At 68.6% G+C, this 16,638-nt stretch carries 15 protein-coding genes and 1 riboswitch; of the genes, 8 read left to right on the top strand and 7 right to left on the bottom strand.

Features of this window, described 5'->3' with window-relative positions; all coding sequences use genetic code 11:
* Positions 1–2: 2 nt before the first annotated feature.
* Complete coding sequence (locus MRBLAR12_RS21475) at positions 3–503, bottom strand: nucleoside deaminase (RefSeq protein WP_364748280.1); 501 nt, start codon at positions 501–503, stop codon at positions 3–5.
* A gap of 90 nt (positions 504–593) precedes the next feature.
* On the opposite strand from MRBLAR12_RS21475, the gene MRBLAR12_RS21470 reads away from it, so the two are divergent.
* The 4 genes from MRBLAR12_RS21470 to MRBLAR12_RS21455 all read left to right on the top strand — a co-directional run bounded on the left by MRBLAR12_RS21470 (position 594) and on the right by MRBLAR12_RS21455 (position 3,310).
* Positions 594–1,457, top strand: a complete 864-nt coding sequence (locus MRBLAR12_RS21470) for a phosphatase PAP2 family protein (RefSeq protein ID WP_364748279.1) — start codon at positions 594–596, stop codon at positions 1,455–1,457.
* Between the two features lie 12 nt (positions 1,458–1,469).
* A complete protein-coding gene (gene upp / locus MRBLAR12_RS21465; protein WP_229994822.1) occupies positions 1,470–2,105 on the top strand; it encodes a uracil phosphoribosyltransferase in 636 nt (211 codons plus the stop codon).
* Positions 2,106–2,162: 57 nt separating this feature from the next.
* Positions 2,163–2,540 carry a glyoxalase superfamily protein gene (locus MRBLAR12_RS21460; protein WP_229994821.1) on the top strand — a complete coding sequence of 126 codons (378 nt, stop codon included), beginning with the start codon at positions 2,163–2,165 and terminating at the stop codon, positions 2,538–2,540.
* A gap of 89 nt (positions 2,541–2,629) precedes the next feature.
* Positions 2,630–3,310: an HAD-IA family hydrolase gene (locus tag MRBLAR12_RS21455; protein WP_364748275.1), complete on the top strand. Its 681-nt coding sequence runs from the start codon at positions 2,630–2,632 to the stop codon at positions 3,308–3,310.
* A 78-nt stretch (positions 3,311–3,388) separates the two neighbouring features.
* Here MRBLAR12_RS21455 and MRBLAR12_RS21450 read toward each other — a convergent pair whose 3' ends face one another.
* The 6 genes from MRBLAR12_RS21450 to MRBLAR12_RS21425 form a co-directional block, all read right to left on the bottom strand.
* On the bottom strand, positions 3,389–5,494 hold the full coding sequence (locus MRBLAR12_RS21450) for an ArnT family glycosyltransferase (protein ID WP_364748272.1): 2,106 nt from the start codon (positions 5,492–5,494) through the stop codon (positions 3,389–3,391).
* A 6-nt stretch (positions 5,495–5,500) separates the two neighbouring features.
* A complete protein-coding gene (locus tag MRBLAR12_RS21445) occupies positions 5,501–7,516 on the bottom strand; it encodes a glycosyltransferase family 39 protein (RefSeq protein WP_364748269.1) in 2,016 nt (671 codons plus the stop codon).
* A complete protein-coding gene (locus MRBLAR12_RS21440; RefSeq protein WP_364748266.1) occupies positions 7,517–8,941 on the bottom strand; it encodes a bifunctional glycosyltransferase family 2/GtrA family protein in 1,425 nt (474 codons plus the stop codon).
* 148 nt (positions 8,942–9,089) lie between these two features.
* A complete protein-coding gene (locus MRBLAR12_RS21435; RefSeq protein WP_364748264.1) occupies positions 9,090–9,920 on the bottom strand; it encodes a hypothetical protein in 831 nt (276 codons plus the stop codon).
* Positions 9,920–10,079, bottom strand: a riboswitch (cyclic di-AMP (ydaO/yuaA leader). Its footprint overlaps the gene before it by 1 nt.
* A gap of 168 nt (positions 10,080–10,247) precedes the next feature.
* Positions 10,248–11,894 carry a sensor histidine kinase gene (locus MRBLAR12_RS21430; protein WP_364748262.1) on the bottom strand — a complete coding sequence of 549 codons (1,647 nt, stop codon included), beginning with the start codon at positions 11,892–11,894 and terminating at the stop codon, positions 10,248–10,250.
* Between the two features lie 21 nt (positions 11,895–11,915).
* On the bottom strand, positions 11,916–12,656 hold the full coding sequence (locus tag MRBLAR12_RS21425; protein WP_229996174.1) for a response regulator transcription factor: 741 nt from the start codon (positions 12,654–12,656) through the stop codon (positions 11,916–11,918).
* Between the two features lie 241 nt (positions 12,657–12,897).
* Between MRBLAR12_RS21425 and MRBLAR12_RS21420 the strand changes: the two genes are divergently transcribed.
* The 4 genes from MRBLAR12_RS21420 (at position 12,898) to MRBLAR12_RS21405 (ending at position 16,582) form a co-directional block, all read left to right on the top strand.
* The gene (locus tag MRBLAR12_RS21420) at positions 12,898–13,884 is read left to right on the top strand and encodes a hypothetical protein (protein WP_364748258.1); all 987 of its coding nucleotides are present in this window, start codon (positions 12,898–12,900) and stop codon (positions 13,882–13,884) included.
* A gap of 547 nt (positions 13,885–14,431) precedes the next feature.
* A complete protein-coding gene (locus MRBLAR12_RS21415) occupies positions 14,432–15,295 on the top strand; it encodes a winged helix-turn-helix domain-containing protein (RefSeq protein WP_364748255.1) in 864 nt (287 codons plus the stop codon).
* Positions 15,296–15,796: 501 nt separating this feature from the next.
* Entirely contained in the window at positions 15,797–16,000 is a 204-nt protein-coding gene (locus MRBLAR12_RS21410) for a dodecin family protein (protein WP_018774263.1), read from the top strand.
* Positions 16,001–16,054: 54 nt separating this feature from the next.
* Positions 16,055–16,582: a SixA phosphatase family protein gene (locus MRBLAR12_RS21405; protein ID WP_229992720.1), complete on the top strand. Its 528-nt coding sequence runs from the start codon at positions 16,055–16,057 to the stop codon at positions 16,580–16,582.
* Positions 16,583–16,638 lie beyond the last annotated feature (56 nt).

Below are 16,638 nucleotides of genomic sequence, written 5' to 3'. Positions count from 1 at the left end.
GATCAGGCGCGGTGCCCGGCGAAGAAATCCCGCAGCAGCGCGGCGCACTCCTGCTCACGGACGCCTGCAACGACTTCCACCCAGTGGTTGAGCCGGCGCTCTCGGAGGATGTCGAACACGGAACCCGCGGCGCCGGCCTTCTCGTCCCAGGCACCGAACACCACCCGCGGAATCCTTGCGAGGACGATCGCACCCGCGCACATTGCGCACGGTTCCAGAGTCACCACCAGCGTGCAGTCCTCCAGCCGCCAGCCGTCGTCGCCCTTGCCTTCCTGGGCACGGTACGCCCGCAACCGCGCGGCGGCCTCCCGGATGGCGACCATCTCGGCATGGGCCGTCGGGTCCCCCAGGGCCTCGCGTTCGTTTCGCCCGGTGCCCAGCACGGAACCGTCGGGCCCGATCACGACGGCGCCGATCGGCACGTCCGCGGTGGCCAGCGCATTCCGGGCCTCCGCCAGGGCAAGGCTCATCCATTGGGCATGGCGGGGCTCAGGGGCAGTCATGGGTCAATGATAGTTTCGATCCTAAGCATGCTGTTCAGCTCTGCTGTTCAGCCCCAGTAGTTTATGTAGTCAAGTAGTCGGGAGACGGCCGTGACCACCGGAACAGAGAACTGGTTGGCGCATCGCTGGGGCAAATGGGTGGTGCCCTACGCGGCTCTGTGGGTCACGATGCTTATCGGCGGCGTGGTGATTGTGCTTCTGGCGCTGTTCAGCGCCGAGGTCTACGACAACGTGGTGGACGACGCCGGCCTCGCGAACGTGGACAAGCCGGCCCTGGCGTTCATGGAACAGTTGCGCAGCCCCGGCCTGGACGCCTTTATCACCGGGTTCACCAATATCGGCGGCGGCATCGGGATGCCTATCCTCGGCAGCATCCTGACGGCGCTGCTGATCTTCACCTCCCGGAGCTGGCGGCCGCTGATCCTGGTCGGCGGCGCGGCCGCTGTGTCGGTGACTGCCACCACCCTGGGCAAGAAGCTGATCGGCCGTGTCCGTCCGGACCATGCCGACGCCGTGCCGCCCTACGAGACCTCGCCGTCGTTCCCGAGCGGCCACACGCTGAACACCACGGTGGTGATCGCCCTCGTGGTGTACCTGGCCTGCCTGCAGATCAAACGGACCAGCGCCCGGATCGCCCTGATCGCCGCGGGTGTGATCTTCATCGTCGCGATGGGCCTCAGCCGGGTCTATCTGGGCCATCACTGGTTGACCGACGTGATTGTCGGGTGGGGCATCGGGCTGGCCTGGGTGGGGATTGTGATCCTGGCGCACCGGCTGTTCCATGTGCTGCGCCACCGGGAGCACGCTGGCCCGGCGCCCACCTTTGAGCATCCCGCCCACCTGCGGGACGGCGCCGCCGGCCGCGGTGATGGCGCCGCCAGCGCCGCTGCTCCGGCCGACGCGAACGACGCCGATACCCCCGGCACTGCGGGACGGTCCTCCGCCTCCGGGTGATAGTTTTGACCCATGCGCACTCTCGTTGTGGACCACCCGCTGGTCGCCCATAAGCTCACCGTTCTGCGGGACAAGAACACCCCGTCCCCGGTTTTCCGCCAGCTCACCGAGGAGCTTGTAACGCTCCTGGCCTACGAAGCCACGCGTGACGTCCGCACTGAACCGAAGACCATCGAGACGCCCGTCAGCACCACCATCGGAACTTACTTCACCAAGCCAACCCCTCTGGTGGTCCCGATTCTCCGGGCCGGGCTGGGCATGCTCGAGGGCATGACCAAGCTGGTACCCACCGCCGAGGTCGGCTTCCTGGGCATGGCCCGCGACGAAGAGACCCTGGACATCATCACGTACGCCGAGCGCCTCCCGGAGGACCTCACGGACCGGCAGATCTTCGTCCTCGATCCCATGCTGGCCACCGGCGGAACCCTGCGCGAGGCCATCAAGTTCCTCTTCAAGCGCGGCGCCTCCGACATCACGTGCATCTGCCTCCTCGCCGCCCCGGAGGGCCTGGCCAAGCTGGAGGAAGAGCTCTCCGACTCCGACGTGACAATCGTCCTGGCCTCGATCGACGAGAAGCTCAACGAGAAGTCCTACATCGTGCCCGGCCTGGGCGACGCTGGAGACCGCCTGTACGGCATCGCCGGCTAGGTCCAGTTCGCCGGGGGTCCCTTCCGCATTGCCGCGGTCCGCGCTAGCGTGTGCGCCATGGATTGGAAACTTGAACTCGTGTTTGTGCCGGTGTCCGATGTGGACCGGGCCAAGGATTTCTATGTCAACAAGGTGGGCTTCAACGCCGACTACGACGAGCGGCCCATGGACGGCATCCGGTTCGTCCAGCTGACGCCGCCGGGCTCCGGCTGCTCGATTGCCATCGGCGAGGGCCTCAACGACGCCCCGCCCGGGACGGCTCCCAGCCTGCAGCTTGTGGTCAGCGACATCCAGGCCGCGCACAAGCAACTCAAGGACAACGGCGTGGACGTCAGCGACGTCGACGTCCAGGACTGGGGGCACTTCGTCCACTTCGCCGACCCCGACGGCAACAAGTGGGCCGTGCAGTACATCCCTAACCGGCCCAACGGCTGATCCAACCCGGCTGCCCGTGGCGGCTTCGCTGCGGGCCGCTGGGGGCCGTGCGCCAGCGGTGAGCCGGGGCCATGCGGCAGGATAGAGGCATGAGCCTTCCAGCCCGTTCCAGTACTGCCACCCTGACCGCCCGCGCCGTCCTGTTCGACATGGACGGCACGTTAGTGGATTCCACCAGCATCGTGGAGCAGGTATGGACCACATTTGCGGGGCGCTACGGCCTGGATATCGGCGAGATCCTGCGCTCCTCCCATGGTGTCCAGGCCATGGACACGGTCCGCAGGTTCGCCCCGGCCGGTTCCGACATCCAAGCCCTCGCCGCCGAACTGGGGCGGATGGAGCTGGCCGAGACCCGAGGGATTGTTCCGGTGCCCGGCGCGCTGGAGCTGCTGGCGAGCCTGCCGCCGGATGCCGTAGCGCTCGTGACGAGCGCTTCCAGGGACCTGGCCGAGGTCCGGATGGCTGCTGCGGGGATCCGCGTCCCTGCCGTCTCGGTCACGTCCGAGGACGTTAGCCAAGGCAAACCCCACCCTGAGGGATACCTCCGGGCGGCGTCCCTGCTAGGGGTTGCCCCGGCCGACGCGGTGGTATTCGAGGACGCCCCGGCGGGCATCGCCGCGGGAATCGCCGCCGGCATCCGGACCGTGGCGGTAGGGCCCAACGCCGGCGAACTGCCGGACGGTGTCTTCCACATTCCCGACTACTCCGGGGTCTGCGTGACCACCCACGTCACCGGCGCCGGCCTGCGCGCCCTGTCCTTCACCTTCTAGGCCGCCCTTCGCCACGCCGCCCGGCGTACCGGCAAGGCCCGGCCTTTCGCCACTCCGCCCGCCGATCCTGCTGCCCGTCTAGTCTGCCAGCAGGTACACGCTGGTCCCGCCCACGGTCTGGGCGGTGAAATTGTCCTGCACCCACGCGGCAATCTGCGCGGCATCGTTGGAGCCACTTTCGCCCTGCATCATGCGGCCGGCGATGAAATAGTGGATCTTGCCGTCGGCCACGTACTGCTGGAACTGTGCCAGGGTCGGCGCAGGGTCCGTGCCGTTGAACCCGCCCACGGCCATCACAGGGAGCTGAGTTGCCAGCTGGTAGCCGGCGGCGTTGTTGGACCCGACGATGGCGGCGGCCCACGTGTAGGGCCCGGCATCTGTCTGCAGCGCGGTCACGAGGGCCGCCGACGGCGTGCTGGCACCCAGCAGGCCGCCCATTCCACCCGCACCTCCCGCACCCGGGCCGCGGCCAGCGCCGCCTGTGCCAGCGCCGGCCGTACCGTTGACCGCCGTAGCACCGCCGAGGGACGGCGGCATCCCGGCACCGCCCCGGCCGGACACTGCCGGCCCGGCACTGACGATCGAGCCGCTGTGGGCCGTGGACGCGGTGGACAGCGAGTACGCCAGCGGCCCGGCGAGGGCGGCGGCGACGGCGAGCGTCGCCGTCGTCCGCGCCATGATCCTGGATGCCTTCAGCCCCGGTCCCTTGACCCCCGCGGCCCCGTTGGTCCCCGACCTCTTGAATCCCAGCGCCGCGGCGGCCAGCACCAGCGCCGCGGCGGCGAGGGCGCCCAGCAGCGCCACCCAGCGCAGCCACGGCAGGTACGCCGCGGTGCGGCCGAGGAGTTCGGCGGCCATGGCCCCGGCCGCCACGATCGCCACGGCGAGGACGGCGGCCGCAACGGTCTGGTCCCGCCGCTGCCAGAGCAGGACGCCGCCGAGCCCGGCAAGCCCGGCGATCCCGGGCGCCAGCGCCACCCCGTAGTACGGGTGGATGATCCCGGCCATGAAGCTGAACGTCAGGCCGGTGACCGCCACCCAGGAGCCCCAAATGATCACTGAGGCCCGCACTGCGTCGGTGCGCGGCGCGCGGCGGCCCAGCAAGAGCAGCCCCGCTCCGAGCAGCAGCACCGAGGGGAGCAGCCAGGCGATCTGGCCGCCGAACTCGTTGTTGAAGAGCCGGAACAGCCCGGGAGTGCCCCAGCCGTTGCTGCCGCCCACACTCCCGGTTTCGTCGCCGTTCAGCCGGCCCAGGCCGTTGTAGCCCAGGGTCAGTTCCAGGATGGAGTTGTTCTGCGAGCCGCCGATGTAAGGGCGGTTCGCCGCGGGAATGAGTTCGACGGCGGCCAGCCACCACCCGGCCGCGACAGCCATCGCCGCGCCTGCGCAGAGCAGGTGAAGGATCCGTCTGCCTGCCGTGGCCGGCGCCGCGAGCAGGTATGCCAGGGCGAAACCGGGGACGACCAGCAGGACCTGCAGCTGTTTGGTGAGGAACCCGAAGCCCAGCAGCACCCCGGCGAGCAGCAACCAGGGCAGGCGCGCGTCCTGGATGGAGCGCAACACGGCGTAGGCGGCCGCGGTCATCAAAAGCACCAGCAGGGCATCGGGGTTGTTGAACCGGAACATCAGCACGGCCACAGGGGTCAGCGCCATGACCGCACCGGCGAGGAGCCCCGCGCGGTGGGCCAGGCCGGCGTCGGCCGTGGCGGGGGCCGCGGCCCGGCGTACGGCCAGATAGAGCAGCCAGACCGTGCCGACCCCCATGAGCGCCTGCGGGACGAGGACGCTCCAGAAGCTCAGCCCGAAGATCCGCACCGACAGCCCCATCACCCACAACGACGCCGGCGGCTTGTCCACGGTGATGGCGTTGGCGGCGTCAGAAGAGCCCAAGAACCAGGCCGCCCAATCCTGCGACCCCGCCTGGGCCGCCGCGGAGTAGAACGCGTTCGCCCAGCCGGAGGCTCCGAGGTTCCACAGATACAGCACGGCCGTGGCCAGTAGCAGGACCGCGAGTTCCAGCTGCCGTCGCAGCTGCCGGGCGCCAGGGACGGCGCGCTGGCCGCCGGCCGCCCGGGGCTCCAGGGGCCGGCGCCGCCGCTCCGGGACTTGCGGCTGCGGCGGGCCTGGCGTGCGGGCCGGTCCCGCCGGCACTGTGTCGGGGTGGGAGCTCAGGGTGTCAGTCATGGCGGCCTATGCTCCCAGCTTGTAGACGGTGGTGCTGCCCACCGTCTGGGCCTGGTAGTTGGCCGCGACCCAGGTGGCGACCTCGGAGTTGCCCCCGCGGCCCCCGCCCATGCCGCCCATGCCGCCGGAGACGAAGTAGCCGATCTCGCCGCGGTCCACCATTGCCTGGAACTGCGCGAGCGTGGGGTAGGGGTCGCCGCCGTTCCAGCCGCCGAGTGCAATCACGCTGGTGCCGGTGGCGAGTTCCAGGCTCGCGGCTTGGGTGGCGCCGGAGACAATCGCGGACCACTTGGTGCCCGAGGACTTCAGCAGCGCTGTCAGCTCCGCCGAGGACGTTTCCCCGCCGGGGCCGCCATCAGCACCGTCACTGCCGGCCCTGCCGGCTGCCCCGAAGCCGCCGCCCATCGCGGACGCGGTGGGACCGGACGTGGGGATCGAACCAGAATGCGGCTGGGCCACGGTCGACAGCGTCCAGGCGGTGCTCCCCAGCCCGCCGGCGAGCAGCGCCAGGATCACGACGCCCGCCGTGGCGGCCTTGCGTAACCGCGCCGGAAGCGCCGCCATGCTGTCCGCCCGCAGCAGCAACGCCGCGGCCGCGAGCACGCCCAGGACCACCGCGATCACCCGGAGCCCGGGAAGCCAGGCCGGATCGCGGCCCAGGAGCACGGCAGACCAGACCGATGTGGCCAGTACCGTCACGGCCAGGACGATCCGTGCCGGCCAGTAGGCCCGGCCCCGCCACAGTTCCACGGAACCGATGCCCGCCAGGGCCGCGATCGCGGGGGCCAGCGCTACGGCATAGTACGGATGCACGGTGCCGCTCATGAAGCTGAAGATTCCGGCCGTGATGACCAGCCAGCCGCCCCACAGCAGGAGCGCCGCACGGGTTTTTGAGGTCCTGGCCTCGCGCCGGGTGAACCACAGCCCGGCGGCCAGCAGGATCAGGGCTCCCGGCAGCAGCCAGGACACCTCGCCGCCGAAACTGGTCCCGAACATCCGGGTGATCCCGGCCGTGCCGCCGAAGCCCACGTTTCCGTTGCCGCCCGGGCCCCCGCCGCCCGGCATGCCCCCGCCGGACCCGGTGATCCGGCCCAGGCCGTTGTAGCCGAACGTCAGTTCCAGGAAGCTGTTGGTCTCCGAACCTGCCATGTACGGGCGGACCGAGGCCGGGGTCAGCTGGAACAGCACAATGTAGCTTCCGGCCACAACGGCGATCCCTGCGGCGGCGGCCAGCAGGTGCAGAAGCCGGCGGCCGAGTGTGGTGGGCGCCGCCCACAGGTAGGCCAGGGCCAACCCGGGAACGATCAGGAAGCCCTGCAGCATCTTGGACAGGAACGCCAGGCCGATCACCGCGCCGGCCGCAGCGAGCCACTTCCAGCCGGCCTTCTCGATGGCGCGCGTGGTGAGGTAGGCGGCCAGCACCAGGCACAGCGTGAGCATCGCGTCCGGGTTGTTGAACCGGAACATGAGGGCGGCCACCGGGGTCAGCGCCAGGGCGGCGCCGGCGAGCAGGCCCGCCGCCGGTCCGGACACCCGCTTGACGGTCAGGTAGAGAAGCCCGACGGCGGCCACGCCCATGAGAGCCTGGGGAATGAGCATGCTCAGTGCCGAGAAGCCAAAGATCCGTCCCGCGAGGGCGGGGATCCAGAGGGCGGCGGGCGGTTTGTCCACCGTGATGGCATTGCCGGCGTCGAGCGAGCCGAACAGCAGCGCGGTCCAGTCCTTCGTCCCGGCCTGGATCGCCGCGGCGTAGAAGGAGTTGGCGTAGCCGGTGGCTTCCAGGTTCCACAGGTACAACGCTGCGGTGACCAGCAGCAACAGCGCTGCCGAGGGCCGCACCCAACGTGGCTGCGGTCCGAACAGCAGGCGGTCCCGGCTGCTCTGCGTTGTGCGGGTTGTCGGCAGGTGGGGCGCCGTCCCGGTGTCCTCAGGTACCGCGCGGGGAGTTTCCTGGGCTGCCGGCGGGCTGCCGGCTGGGGAGCCTCCCTGGGCTCCGGCGGTGGGGCTGATGGTTGCCGTCATTTACTTGGCCTTTTCTGTACTGGGGAGGAAAGTGTCGGTGGCGCCGGGCGCCGGAGCAGAGTCGGTAGGCCTGTGCCGGAAGACCACCAGCCGGAAGAGCAGGAATTTCACGGCTGTGGCGGCCAGGTTGGCGGCGGTGACCGTGAGCAGTTCAAGCCAGCGGTCCGGTGCCGCTCCCGACGCGGCGTGAACCAGGGCGAGTGCGCCCGAGGTCAGGGCCAGCCCGATCCCGAAGACCAGCAGCCCCTCGAAGTGGTGGCGTGCCGCCTGGCTGCTGCCCTGGATGCCGAACGTGAAGCGCCGGTTGGCCGCGGTGTTGGCCACGGCGGTGGTGAGCAACGCCAGGAAATTTGCCAGCTGCGGGTCCATGATCCCGCGGCAAAGCAGGAAAATTGCCAGGTATGCCAAGGTGGAGGCCACCCCGATGCTGCCGAAGCGGACCAGTTGCCCGAAGAGGCTTCCGCCGGGGCTTTGTTCCTGGGCCCGCGAGGAGGCCGGCAGCGGTCCGCGGGCCAGGGCGGCGCGCAGCTCGGGCACCGGGATCCGGCCCGAGACCAGGTCCCGGCTCAACCGTGCCATGCCGCGCAAGTCAGCGAGGGCAGTCTGGACGATGTCCACGCTGGAATCAGGGTCGTCGGTCCAGTCCACCGGGACTTCGTGGACGCGCAGGCCGCACTTTTCTGCCAGGACCAACAGCTCGGTGTCGAAGAACCAGGCGTTGTCCAGTGTGTGGGGGAGCAGTTGCCGGGCCACGTCCGCCCGGATCGCCTTGAAACCGCACTGCGCGTCGCTGAAGTGGGCGCCCATAAGGGACTGCAGCAGGAAGTTGTAGCTGCGCGAGATGAATTCGCGCTTGGGTCCACGGACCACGCGCGAGTTGCGGGTCAGGCGCGTCCCGATCGCCAGGTCGGAGTGCCCCGAAATGAGCGGCGCAAGGAGCGGGCCGAGGGCGGCCAGATCAGTGGAAAGATCCACGTCCATGTACGCCAGGACCGGCGACGGCGAGGCAAGCCACACCTTGCGAAGCGCGTTACCGCGGCCCTTTTCGGCCATATGGACCACGTTCACTTCGCGCAGCTCGCGGGCTACGCGTTCCGCCGCCTTGAGCGTTCCGTCGGTGCTGGCGTTGTCCGCCACCGTGATCCGGAAGGAGTGCGGGAAGGCGCCGAGAAGGTACGCGTGGAGCCGGCGCAGGCATGCTTCGAGATCCCGTTCCTCGTTGAAGACCGGAATGGTGACGTCCAGCAGGGGTGTGTTGGCGCGCGTGTCAATGGCTGAGCGCCGGCCGCCCGGGCCGGCAAGCGCCCCGGCGGACGTGCCCGGGCCAAGCGCTTCGGCCAGGGCAGGCCCCGGCCGTGCGGCCGGGCTGGCCGGCGTCGCCGTGGAGCGGAGCAGGGTTCCTGTGGCCTGGTCTGTGAATGTCATGGCTCAACTTTCCCGGCGGCCCATATGAGGGCTTTAGGGTCAAGCTGTGCGGGGGCTGTGGAAGTCCGGCTGGTCCGCCCCCGACACACAAGAAGGCCCCGGATCCATGTGGATCCGGGGCCTTCTGTGGAGGCCGGTTAGTGCCGGTTTAGTACCAGTTGTGTGCGTAGTGGAAGTTCAGGGCGCCGCAGGGGGAGCCGTAGCGTTCCTTGACGTAGTTCAGGCCCCAGTTGATCTGGGTCCGGTAGTTGGTCATGTAATCGGCGCCGGCGCTCGCCATCTTCGTGGCCGGCAGGGACTGGACCACGCCGTAGGCGCCGCTGCTGGGGTTGGTGGCAGTCGTCTTCCAGTCCGATTCCTTGGTCCAGAGCTTATGCAGGCACTGCATCTGGCCCGGTGCCCAGCCATAGCTGCCCAGCTGGGCCGCGGCGTAGGCCTGGGCCCCGGCGGGGTCGTCGACTGCGACCGGCGCAGCTGCGGGAGCCGGGGCAGCTGCCGGGGCCGGTGCGGGAGCGGGGGCCGGAGCCGGGGCGGGAACCGCAGCGGCTGCAGGAGCCGGTGCAGGAGCGGGGGCTGAGGGAGCCGGCACGGGAGCAGCGGGTGCTTGGATCAGCGCTTCGACGGCCTTAACCTGCGAGATCTGGGGTGCCACGTTTTTTTCCACTGGAGCGGTCGGCCCAGCCACCTGGGCCCGCTCGAAGTTGAGCTTGGCCAGCGGGTCGGCGGTGGTGGCTGTTTGGCTGCTTCCAACGTTCGTGCCCGGGCTCCCCGGCTCTGCCGCCTGGCTGGCAGCGCCGCCCCCCACCAGCATGGCGCAGGCGGCGGTGATGACGGCGGCGCGGCGGCCGGTGATGCCGAGGCCGGTGGCCAGCCTGGACAGGGCGGATGCCTGCGTGGCCGGTTCGGCGCGGTGGCGCGACTTGGTGGAACGGGAATGGGAATCGCCGTCAGGGCGCGTTTGTACTTGGAATTCAGTCATGGTGGCCTCTCAACGCCGGCGGAGTTAGCTGTCGGGTTCGGATGAGGTCATCCGGCCGCACGGAAACTCACGTGTCGGCTTCACCCCGAGGGCGCATGAAAGCAGAATGCCCGGGAACTCTGGGTCCCCCGCCTCTGCCTGGTCCAGCGGAATCCGGGAAGCGGCAGAGTTTGGCGTCCGTCCGGATATGCGGCACCAATGGCGGCGCACCCCAAAGACGCTACAGGACCCGGCCGCTTAAGTCACATTTTGGTAACAGGAGTCACAACGGCGGGGTGTCGGCTTGCGCCGGAGTCGCCGGTCGTCCGGGTGGGGGCCTGTGGGTGGCTACGCCGACGGCGGCGCCGCGGGCAGCCGCACGGCGAACTCCGTGCGGCCAGGCCGGGACGTGACCTCGACTGTTCCTCCGTGGGCCTCCACGATCGAATGGACAATGGACAAGCCCAACCCGCTCGTGCCCTCCGAGGTCGGCGCGGCAGTCGCCGTTCCCTGACCATGGCTGCCTCCGGCTGCCATGCCAAAGGCACTAGAAGCAGCACCGGAAGCAGCGCCGGATGCCGAGCGCACGGCGCCCCCGGACCGGGCCCCCGCCGTCGCGACGGCTGAGTTAGCTGCGGCGCTGGCTGCGGCGCTGGTCGCGGGATTGGTGCGCGCCGCGTCGGCACGTGCGAAGCGGGCGAAGACCCGGCCGACGAATTCGGGGGCGATGCCGCGGCCATTGTCCGTCACAGTGACCATGGCGCTGCCGTCAGCCGAACGCATGACGCCCGTAACCACCTTGGTTCCGGGGTCCGTGTGCTTGCGTGCATTGGACAGGAGGTTGGCGAGGACCTGGTGAAGCTGGGTCGCGTCACCGCGCACCACCACGGGTTCCTCCGGAAGCTCCAGCTGCCAGATGCGGTCCGGGGCCATGACTTTCTCATCGCTCACCGTCTCGATGGCCAACTGGGTGAGGTCGACGTCGGAGATCTTGAGCGGCTGTCCCTCGTCCAGGCGTGCCAGCAGCAGCAAGTCCTCCACCAGGGTGGTCATCCGCTCGGACTGGCTTTGCACGCGCGCGAGGGATCTCTGGCCGTCGGGAGTGAAGTGCTCGGTCATCCGCATCAGCTCCGTGTAGCCGCGGATGGCCGTCAGCGGGGTTCGGAGTTCGTGCGAGGCATCGGCGACGAACTGCCGAACCTTCATCTCGCTCTCCTGCCGCGCCTCGAGGGCATTGGAGACGTTGTCCAGCATCTGGTTCAGCGCGTAGCCCACGCTGCCCACTTCGGTTCCGCGGTGGGCGGCCGACGCCGGGACGCGCACCCCGAGCGCCACCTCGCCGGCGTCCAGCGGGAGGCGGGAAACCTGGGTGGCCACCTCGGAGAGCTGCTCCAACGGCTTCATGGTGCGGCGGATGAGCACAGTCCCGGCAAGGCCGATCAGAACTATTCCGCCAAGCGACACAATAGTGATGGTCCAGACAAGGGAGGTCAGGGTGCTCTGTTTATCGGCAAGGGGAAGCCCGGTGACAATGGTGTCGCCATATGGGGTCTGCGTGGCAACGAGACGGTAGGCGCCGGATGACAGCGAGCGATCAACGGGGAGACCGTCGGTGCGTAGTCCCAGGAGGATCTGGTCGTCCTCCGATGACAGCGAGGCGCGGGTGGCGTCGGTGGCCAGGAAGCCTGCACTGCTGACGTTGCCGTTCTCAATCCGGGCGATGAGGGTGCCGACCCTTTGTCCCCGCGCGTCTAAGGGATCCGGCCTGCCATTGGGGTTGCCGGCAGGGGGCCGGCTGAACTCACTCGAGCGGTGCGAAGCCTGGCCGAGCTGGTCATCGAGCTGCCGGGTCAGGAACAAGTCCATGGAGGCGTAGCTGAACAGTCCCACAGCGCCGCAGATAGCCACGAGCAGCGCCATGGCGACGAGAACCAGCCGGGTGCGCAAATGCCACGTGGAGGGGTTGCGCCAGTCGCGCCCGGGGACGCGTGTCACACCGGAAAGTGAAGGCACGGATCAGTCCGCCGGTTTCAGGACGTAGCCGGCGCCGCGCACCGTGTGGATCATGGGAGCGTGGTTGGCGTCGACCTTCTTGCGCAGGTAGGAAATGTACAGTTCCACGATGTTCGCCTGGCCGCCGAAGTCATAGTCCCAGACGCGGTCCAGGATCTGGGCCTTGCTGATGACCCGTTTGGGGTTTTCCATGAGGTAGCGCAGCAGCTCGAACTGCGTGGCGGTCAGATGCAGCTCCTCACCGCCCCTGGTGACTTCGCGGGTGTCGACATTGAGTACAAGGTCCCCGACCACCAGCTCGGCGGTGTCCATGGCGGCCACCCCGGAGCGCTGGACCAGCCTGTGCAGGCGCAGCAGCACCTCTTCCATGCTGAACGGCTTGGTGACGTAGTCATCGCCGCCGGCCGCCAGGCCGGTAATGCGGTCCTGGACGGCATCCTTGGCCGTGAGGAACAGCGCCGGCACCTCCGGCGCGAAGGCGCGGATCCTGCTTAGCAGCTCGACGCCGTCGAACCCGGGCAGCATCACGTCCAGCACTAGCACGTCGGGGCGGAAGTCCTTGGCAAGCCGGACCGCGGCGGGCCCGTCTTCCGCCACGGCCACGGACCAGCCGGCCATCCGTAGGCCCATGCTCATGAGCTCGGAGAGGCTGGGCTCGTCGTCCACCACCAGCGCGCGGATGGGGGAGCCATCCGGATGCGTGAGCTGGGGAAGGTTGTTAGTCATGGAGTGCGAAGTGGCCATGGGACAACTCTCCGATCTGCCGGTTAGGCGGGGCTTTGGGGACCCTGTGCGGCACCTGTGAATCCCAGCCTAGCGAGCTGGATGCCCTTCCCGGGCCGTAGGTGCCGCTCCGGCAGCGCTCAATCGGAGACTAACGCCCCGCCCGAACGTCACAGGCCCGGCTGTCGGCCCGCACAGCCCAGGCACAGGATCCCTCAGCACTCTGGGGTGAACACCGATCCGCACCCTAAGGAGAAACACCATGAGCGGTCAGCATCCCGGAGCCGGTTCCGGACCAGCCCCCAAGCCCGCCCCCGATTCCGCCCCCGATTCCACCCGCGCCACAACAGCAGCGCCCGCGCCCGTGACTACGCCCCGGGCTCTCGGGCAATACGACGCCGGACAGGATGGCGCTGGGCCGCATGCAGCCGGGCAGCCTGATGCCGGACACCACGACGCCGGGCAGCCGGCAGCCGGCGCTGCCTCCGGCTGGGGCGCGCCCCCTGTTTCGAAAGTGCCGGCATCGGCCCCGGCCTGGGGTATGCCCCGGCAAGGGCCTCCGGCGCCTGCGGCTACTGCCGGCTGGGGAGCGCCGGGAGCCGCCGCCAGGACGGGCTCGGCGGCAAAGCCCTGGACCCTCACCCGGGGACTCGCCGTCGCCGGGGCCGCAGCTGTCCTCGCAGTCGGCGCCGGGGCGGGGGTCTACGCACTTACCTCAAGTTCAGCGGCCGCCAACGGAGCTGCCGGCACAGCAGCCGGTGGGGCGGCGGGCGGGGCGGCCGGCGGCCAAGGTGTTGCCCCGGGCATGCCAGGTTCTGCGCAGGACGGATTCGCGGGTGGCGGATTCGCTGGAGGCGGCATGTCGGGGCAGGGTGGTCCCGGCGACTTCGCTGCCGGTGGGATGGGCGGCGGCCTTTCAGCGGCAGTGCATGCCGAATACGTGGTGCTGCAAGGATCCGCTTACACCACCATGGCCGAGCAGTTGGGCACTGTGAGCGAGATCAGTTCGTCCTCGGTCACGGTCAAGAGCAGTGATGGGTTCACGCGCAGCTATGCGTTGGGCGCCGATGTGGTGGTGAGTAATCTGCAACAGCGGCGCCAGCAGGCCGGCGGCACGGGCACCCAGCTGAGCGTGGCGGACATTGTCGCGGGCGGGACGGTGCGGATCGTGGCGACCAAGAACGGTTCCGGCTACACGGCGTCGTCGGTCATGGTTGTGGCGGCGACCGCCACCGGCCAGTCCAACTGACCCCCACCGCAGCCGGCATTTGCCGCCGGGCCACGCGGCAAAATGCCGGCTGCCCACTCCGTGGACCGTCTCGCAAGAAACGGTGGAGAGACCCGGTTTCGCGCATTTTGCGATGCTGTGAATGATTTCCACCACATCGCAAGATGGGCCGAATAATATTCGGACAAAGCGACTTTCTGACCAGCCGGTCAGAAAAACACTTGTTATTTTATTGCGGTCGCAGAATTGTGACTTGCGCTACAATTCCCGGATCTGTCTCACTATGTGGAACTTGCGGTCCATTGTTACTTGCACGTTCGCATTGTTACGTTGCACACTTCAATTGTGAACAAGAACTCAACAGCACCTGCAGCTGCAGCTTCCTGGATCAGCACACCCGCTGGTACCGAGACGCGCTGTTGTCGAATGCACGCCTAACTTTTACACCCCAAAGAGTTTCTAGGCATTCGCCCCCCAGCCCAGAGTCGGGCGCCCCTCCCCAATTTCATTGCGGGGAAAGAAGCATTCGAGCCGCGATGACGGCCATTCACATTGAGGTAAGCATTCCATGTCAGTTGCATCCGGATACGTCCACATCTCCGTCCGTAACGCCAGCAAGGCCGGCCAGGCCTCCGGGATCCGCCAGGGCTTTGGGGGCCGCTCTGCGTTCGCACCCGCCGGATCCACCGGCAGCTTCCCCGCCCCCGGATATGCAGCGCAGGGCTACAACCCTGACTCCTACGGCCAGCTCCGCGCCGTTCCGCCCGCCCCCGCCACGGCGCCCACCCCGGTGATTGCCCCGGGTTCCGGCAGCCCGGTCCGTCCAGCCCCCAGCGACAACGTGGCCCGCGGCTTCGTGCTGTACATGGGGATCGACGAGGAAACCGCAGCCGCGGCCGGCACGTCCATCGCCAAGCTTGCCCAGGAAATCCGGGCCTACGCACAGTCGCTCGTTGCCGGCGCCGAAAGCTATGCCGCCGTCGCCGTCGCACCGGCCAGCGCCCCGGGTTCCGCGCTCGACGTCGTCCGCTCGACCTTCGGTGACCCCACCGCAGGGGCCCGCCAGCGCACCGAAACCGCACGCCTGCAGCAGCCGCAGGATCCGCGGCCTTCCGGAGTGCTGATCGACCTCGCCCGCCGTGAGGTGCACCTCGACGGCGAATCCCTGAACCTGACATTCAAAGAGTTCGAGCTCCTGAACTACCTCGTGGAGAACGGCACACGCACTGTGGGCCGCGACGAGCTCCTCGAAGGCCTGTGGCGGAACGCCGAAGAGGTCCCGAACGAGCGGACCATCGACGTCCACATCCGCCGCCTGCGTTCCAAGCTCGGCCGCCTCGCCAACACCGTGCGCACTGTGCGCGGCCAGGGGTACCGGTTCTACGAGCACCCCGAAGTAGTGGTCTGGGCCGCTCCGGAATACTCGATCTAGCTTCTAGCCCACGCAAAGCGTCCGTTCCTCTCATTGGGGCGGGCGCTTTCGTGTTCTCCAGAGCGCGTTTCACGCGCTCCAGGCGGCTCTTTGCCGTGCCTTAGCGTTCGCTGGCTCCCTTCACCTCGCAAGCTCGGACAAGGAATCCGGCCAGCTCTTTTCCTCCTTCGTTCCTCAGTCGGCGATGCGGCACTACGCGGAAACCCACTTCGCTTCCGCCGGGCAGTCACATTCCCCGACGGGCGCTTTGGGTGGGCTGGCTGACGGGCATGTGCCTCCGCGGCCGAGGCGGCGAGGCCGGATCTTGGGGCCGCGGCGTGGCGGGCACCGCGGGGGCCCACTGCCGCGAGGGCCCCGACTCGAGCTTGCGAGAGTTGGGAGCGGCTGGGGACGGGCACGGCCCCAAATCCGGCGAAGCCGCTGTGCGTGGGGGTGGACTCTGTTGCGTTTCCTGGCTCCGGCGTAGTCTCGGACCGTTGAGCCGACAATTGGGAGGAAGACATGTCTGTTGCACGGATTACTACCCTGAGCGCGAACTCCAAAACCTCGTTTGATGCTGCCATCAAGGAGGGCATCGACCGGGCTAACAAGACCCTGCGCAATGTCACGGGGGCGTGGGTGAAGGAACAAAAGGTTGAAATCAGCGACGGCGCCGTTGTTGCCTGGCACGTGGTGCTGGAAGTGACCTTTGTCCTTGAAGACTGAGCGGCCGCTGGCGGGCTGGGCGCCTGGCGGCAGCCACCGCACTAGGATTGGGGCATGAGCGCGCATCACATCAAACGGCTGGTGATCATGCGGCACGCCAAGTCCGACTGGCCCGGTGGGGTTGCCGACCACGAAAGGCCGCTCGAAGAGCGCGGCCACAAAGATGCCCCGGTCGCCGGAAAGTGGCTGCTAAAGCACGGCGTGGTCCCTGATTTCATCCTCTGCTCCAGCGCGCTGCGGACCCGCCAGACCTGCACCTGGGTGTGCCACGCCCTCGGGGACAAGGCGCCGACGCCCAAGCTCGAGGATGGCCTGTACGCCGCGTCCGCCTCGCGCATGCTGGCGGTGATCAACCATGTCCCGGACACCGTGAGCACCCTCATGGTGATCTCGCACATGCCCGGTGTGCAGGACCTCGCCATGCATCTGGCGTCGCGCGATTCCGACCACGACGCCTATATGGACGCCGCCACCCGCTTTCCGACCAGCGCTCTGACCATCCTGGAAACGGAAAAGTCGTGGTCCGAACTGGACGGGCAGGACGCCAAACTGACCCACTTTAAGGTCCCCCGCGCCAAATAGCCGCAGGCCAGCCCGGACAGCGGTTCCCGAGACCATAGCTACCGGCCCCGTTCTGC

Origin of the sequence: Arthrobacter sp. LAR12-1-1.1 (genome assembly GCF_040676555.1) — a bacterium.
In the GTDB taxonomy this organism is placed as follows: domain Bacteria; phylum Actinomycetota; class Actinomycetes; order Actinomycetales; family Micrococcaceae; genus Arthrobacter.
This window is presented reverse-complemented; position numbering and strand designations above follow the sequence as displayed.

Coding starts and splice junctions, on each gene's coding strand:
- MRBLAR12_RS21410 (WP_018774263.1), top strand. CDS start 15,797: ATGTCTGTTGCACGGATTACTACCCTGAGCGCGAACTCCAAAACCTCG.
- MRBLAR12_RS21475 (WP_364748280.1), bottom strand. CDS start 503: ATGACTGCCCCTGAGCCCCGCCATGCCCAATGGATGAGCCTTGCCCTG.
- upp (WP_229994822.1), top strand. CDS start 1,470: ATGCGCACTCTCGTTGTGGACCACCCGCTGGTCGCCCATAAGCTCACC.
- MRBLAR12_RS21455 (WP_364748275.1), top strand. CDS start 2,630: ATGAGCCTTCCAGCCCGTTCCAGTACTGCCACCCTGACCGCCCGCGCC.
- MRBLAR12_RS21415 (WP_364748255.1), top strand. CDS start 14,432: ATGTCAGTTGCATCCGGATACGTCCACATCTCCGTCCGTAACGCCAGC.
- MRBLAR12_RS21445 (WP_364748269.1), bottom strand. CDS start 7,516: ATGACGGCAACCATCAGCCCCACCGCCGGAGCCCAGGGAGGCTCCCCA.
- MRBLAR12_RS21440 (WP_364748266.1), bottom strand. CDS start 8,941: ATGACATTCACAGACCAGGCCACAGGAACCCTGCTCCGCTCCACGGCG.
- MRBLAR12_RS21435 (WP_364748264.1), bottom strand. CDS start 9,920: ATGACTGAATTCCAAGTACAAACGCGCCCTGACGGCGATTCCCATTCC.
- MRBLAR12_RS21405 (WP_229992720.1), top strand. CDS start 16,055: ATGAGCGCGCATCACATCAAACGGCTGGTGATCATGCGGCACGCCAAG.
- MRBLAR12_RS21460 (WP_229994821.1), top strand. CDS start 2,163: ATGGATTGGAAACTTGAACTCGTGTTTGTGCCGGTGTCCGATGTGGAC.
- MRBLAR12_RS21450 (WP_364748272.1), bottom strand. CDS start 5,494: ATGACTGACACCCTGAGCTCCCACCCCGACACAGTGCCGGCGGGACCG.
- MRBLAR12_RS21425 (WP_229996174.1), bottom strand. CDS start 12,656: ATGGCCACTTCGCACTCCATGACTAACAACCTTCCCCAGCTCACGCAT.
- MRBLAR12_RS21420 (WP_364748258.1), top strand. CDS start 12,898: ATGAGCGGTCAGCATCCCGGAGCCGGTTCCGGACCAGCCCCCAAGCCC.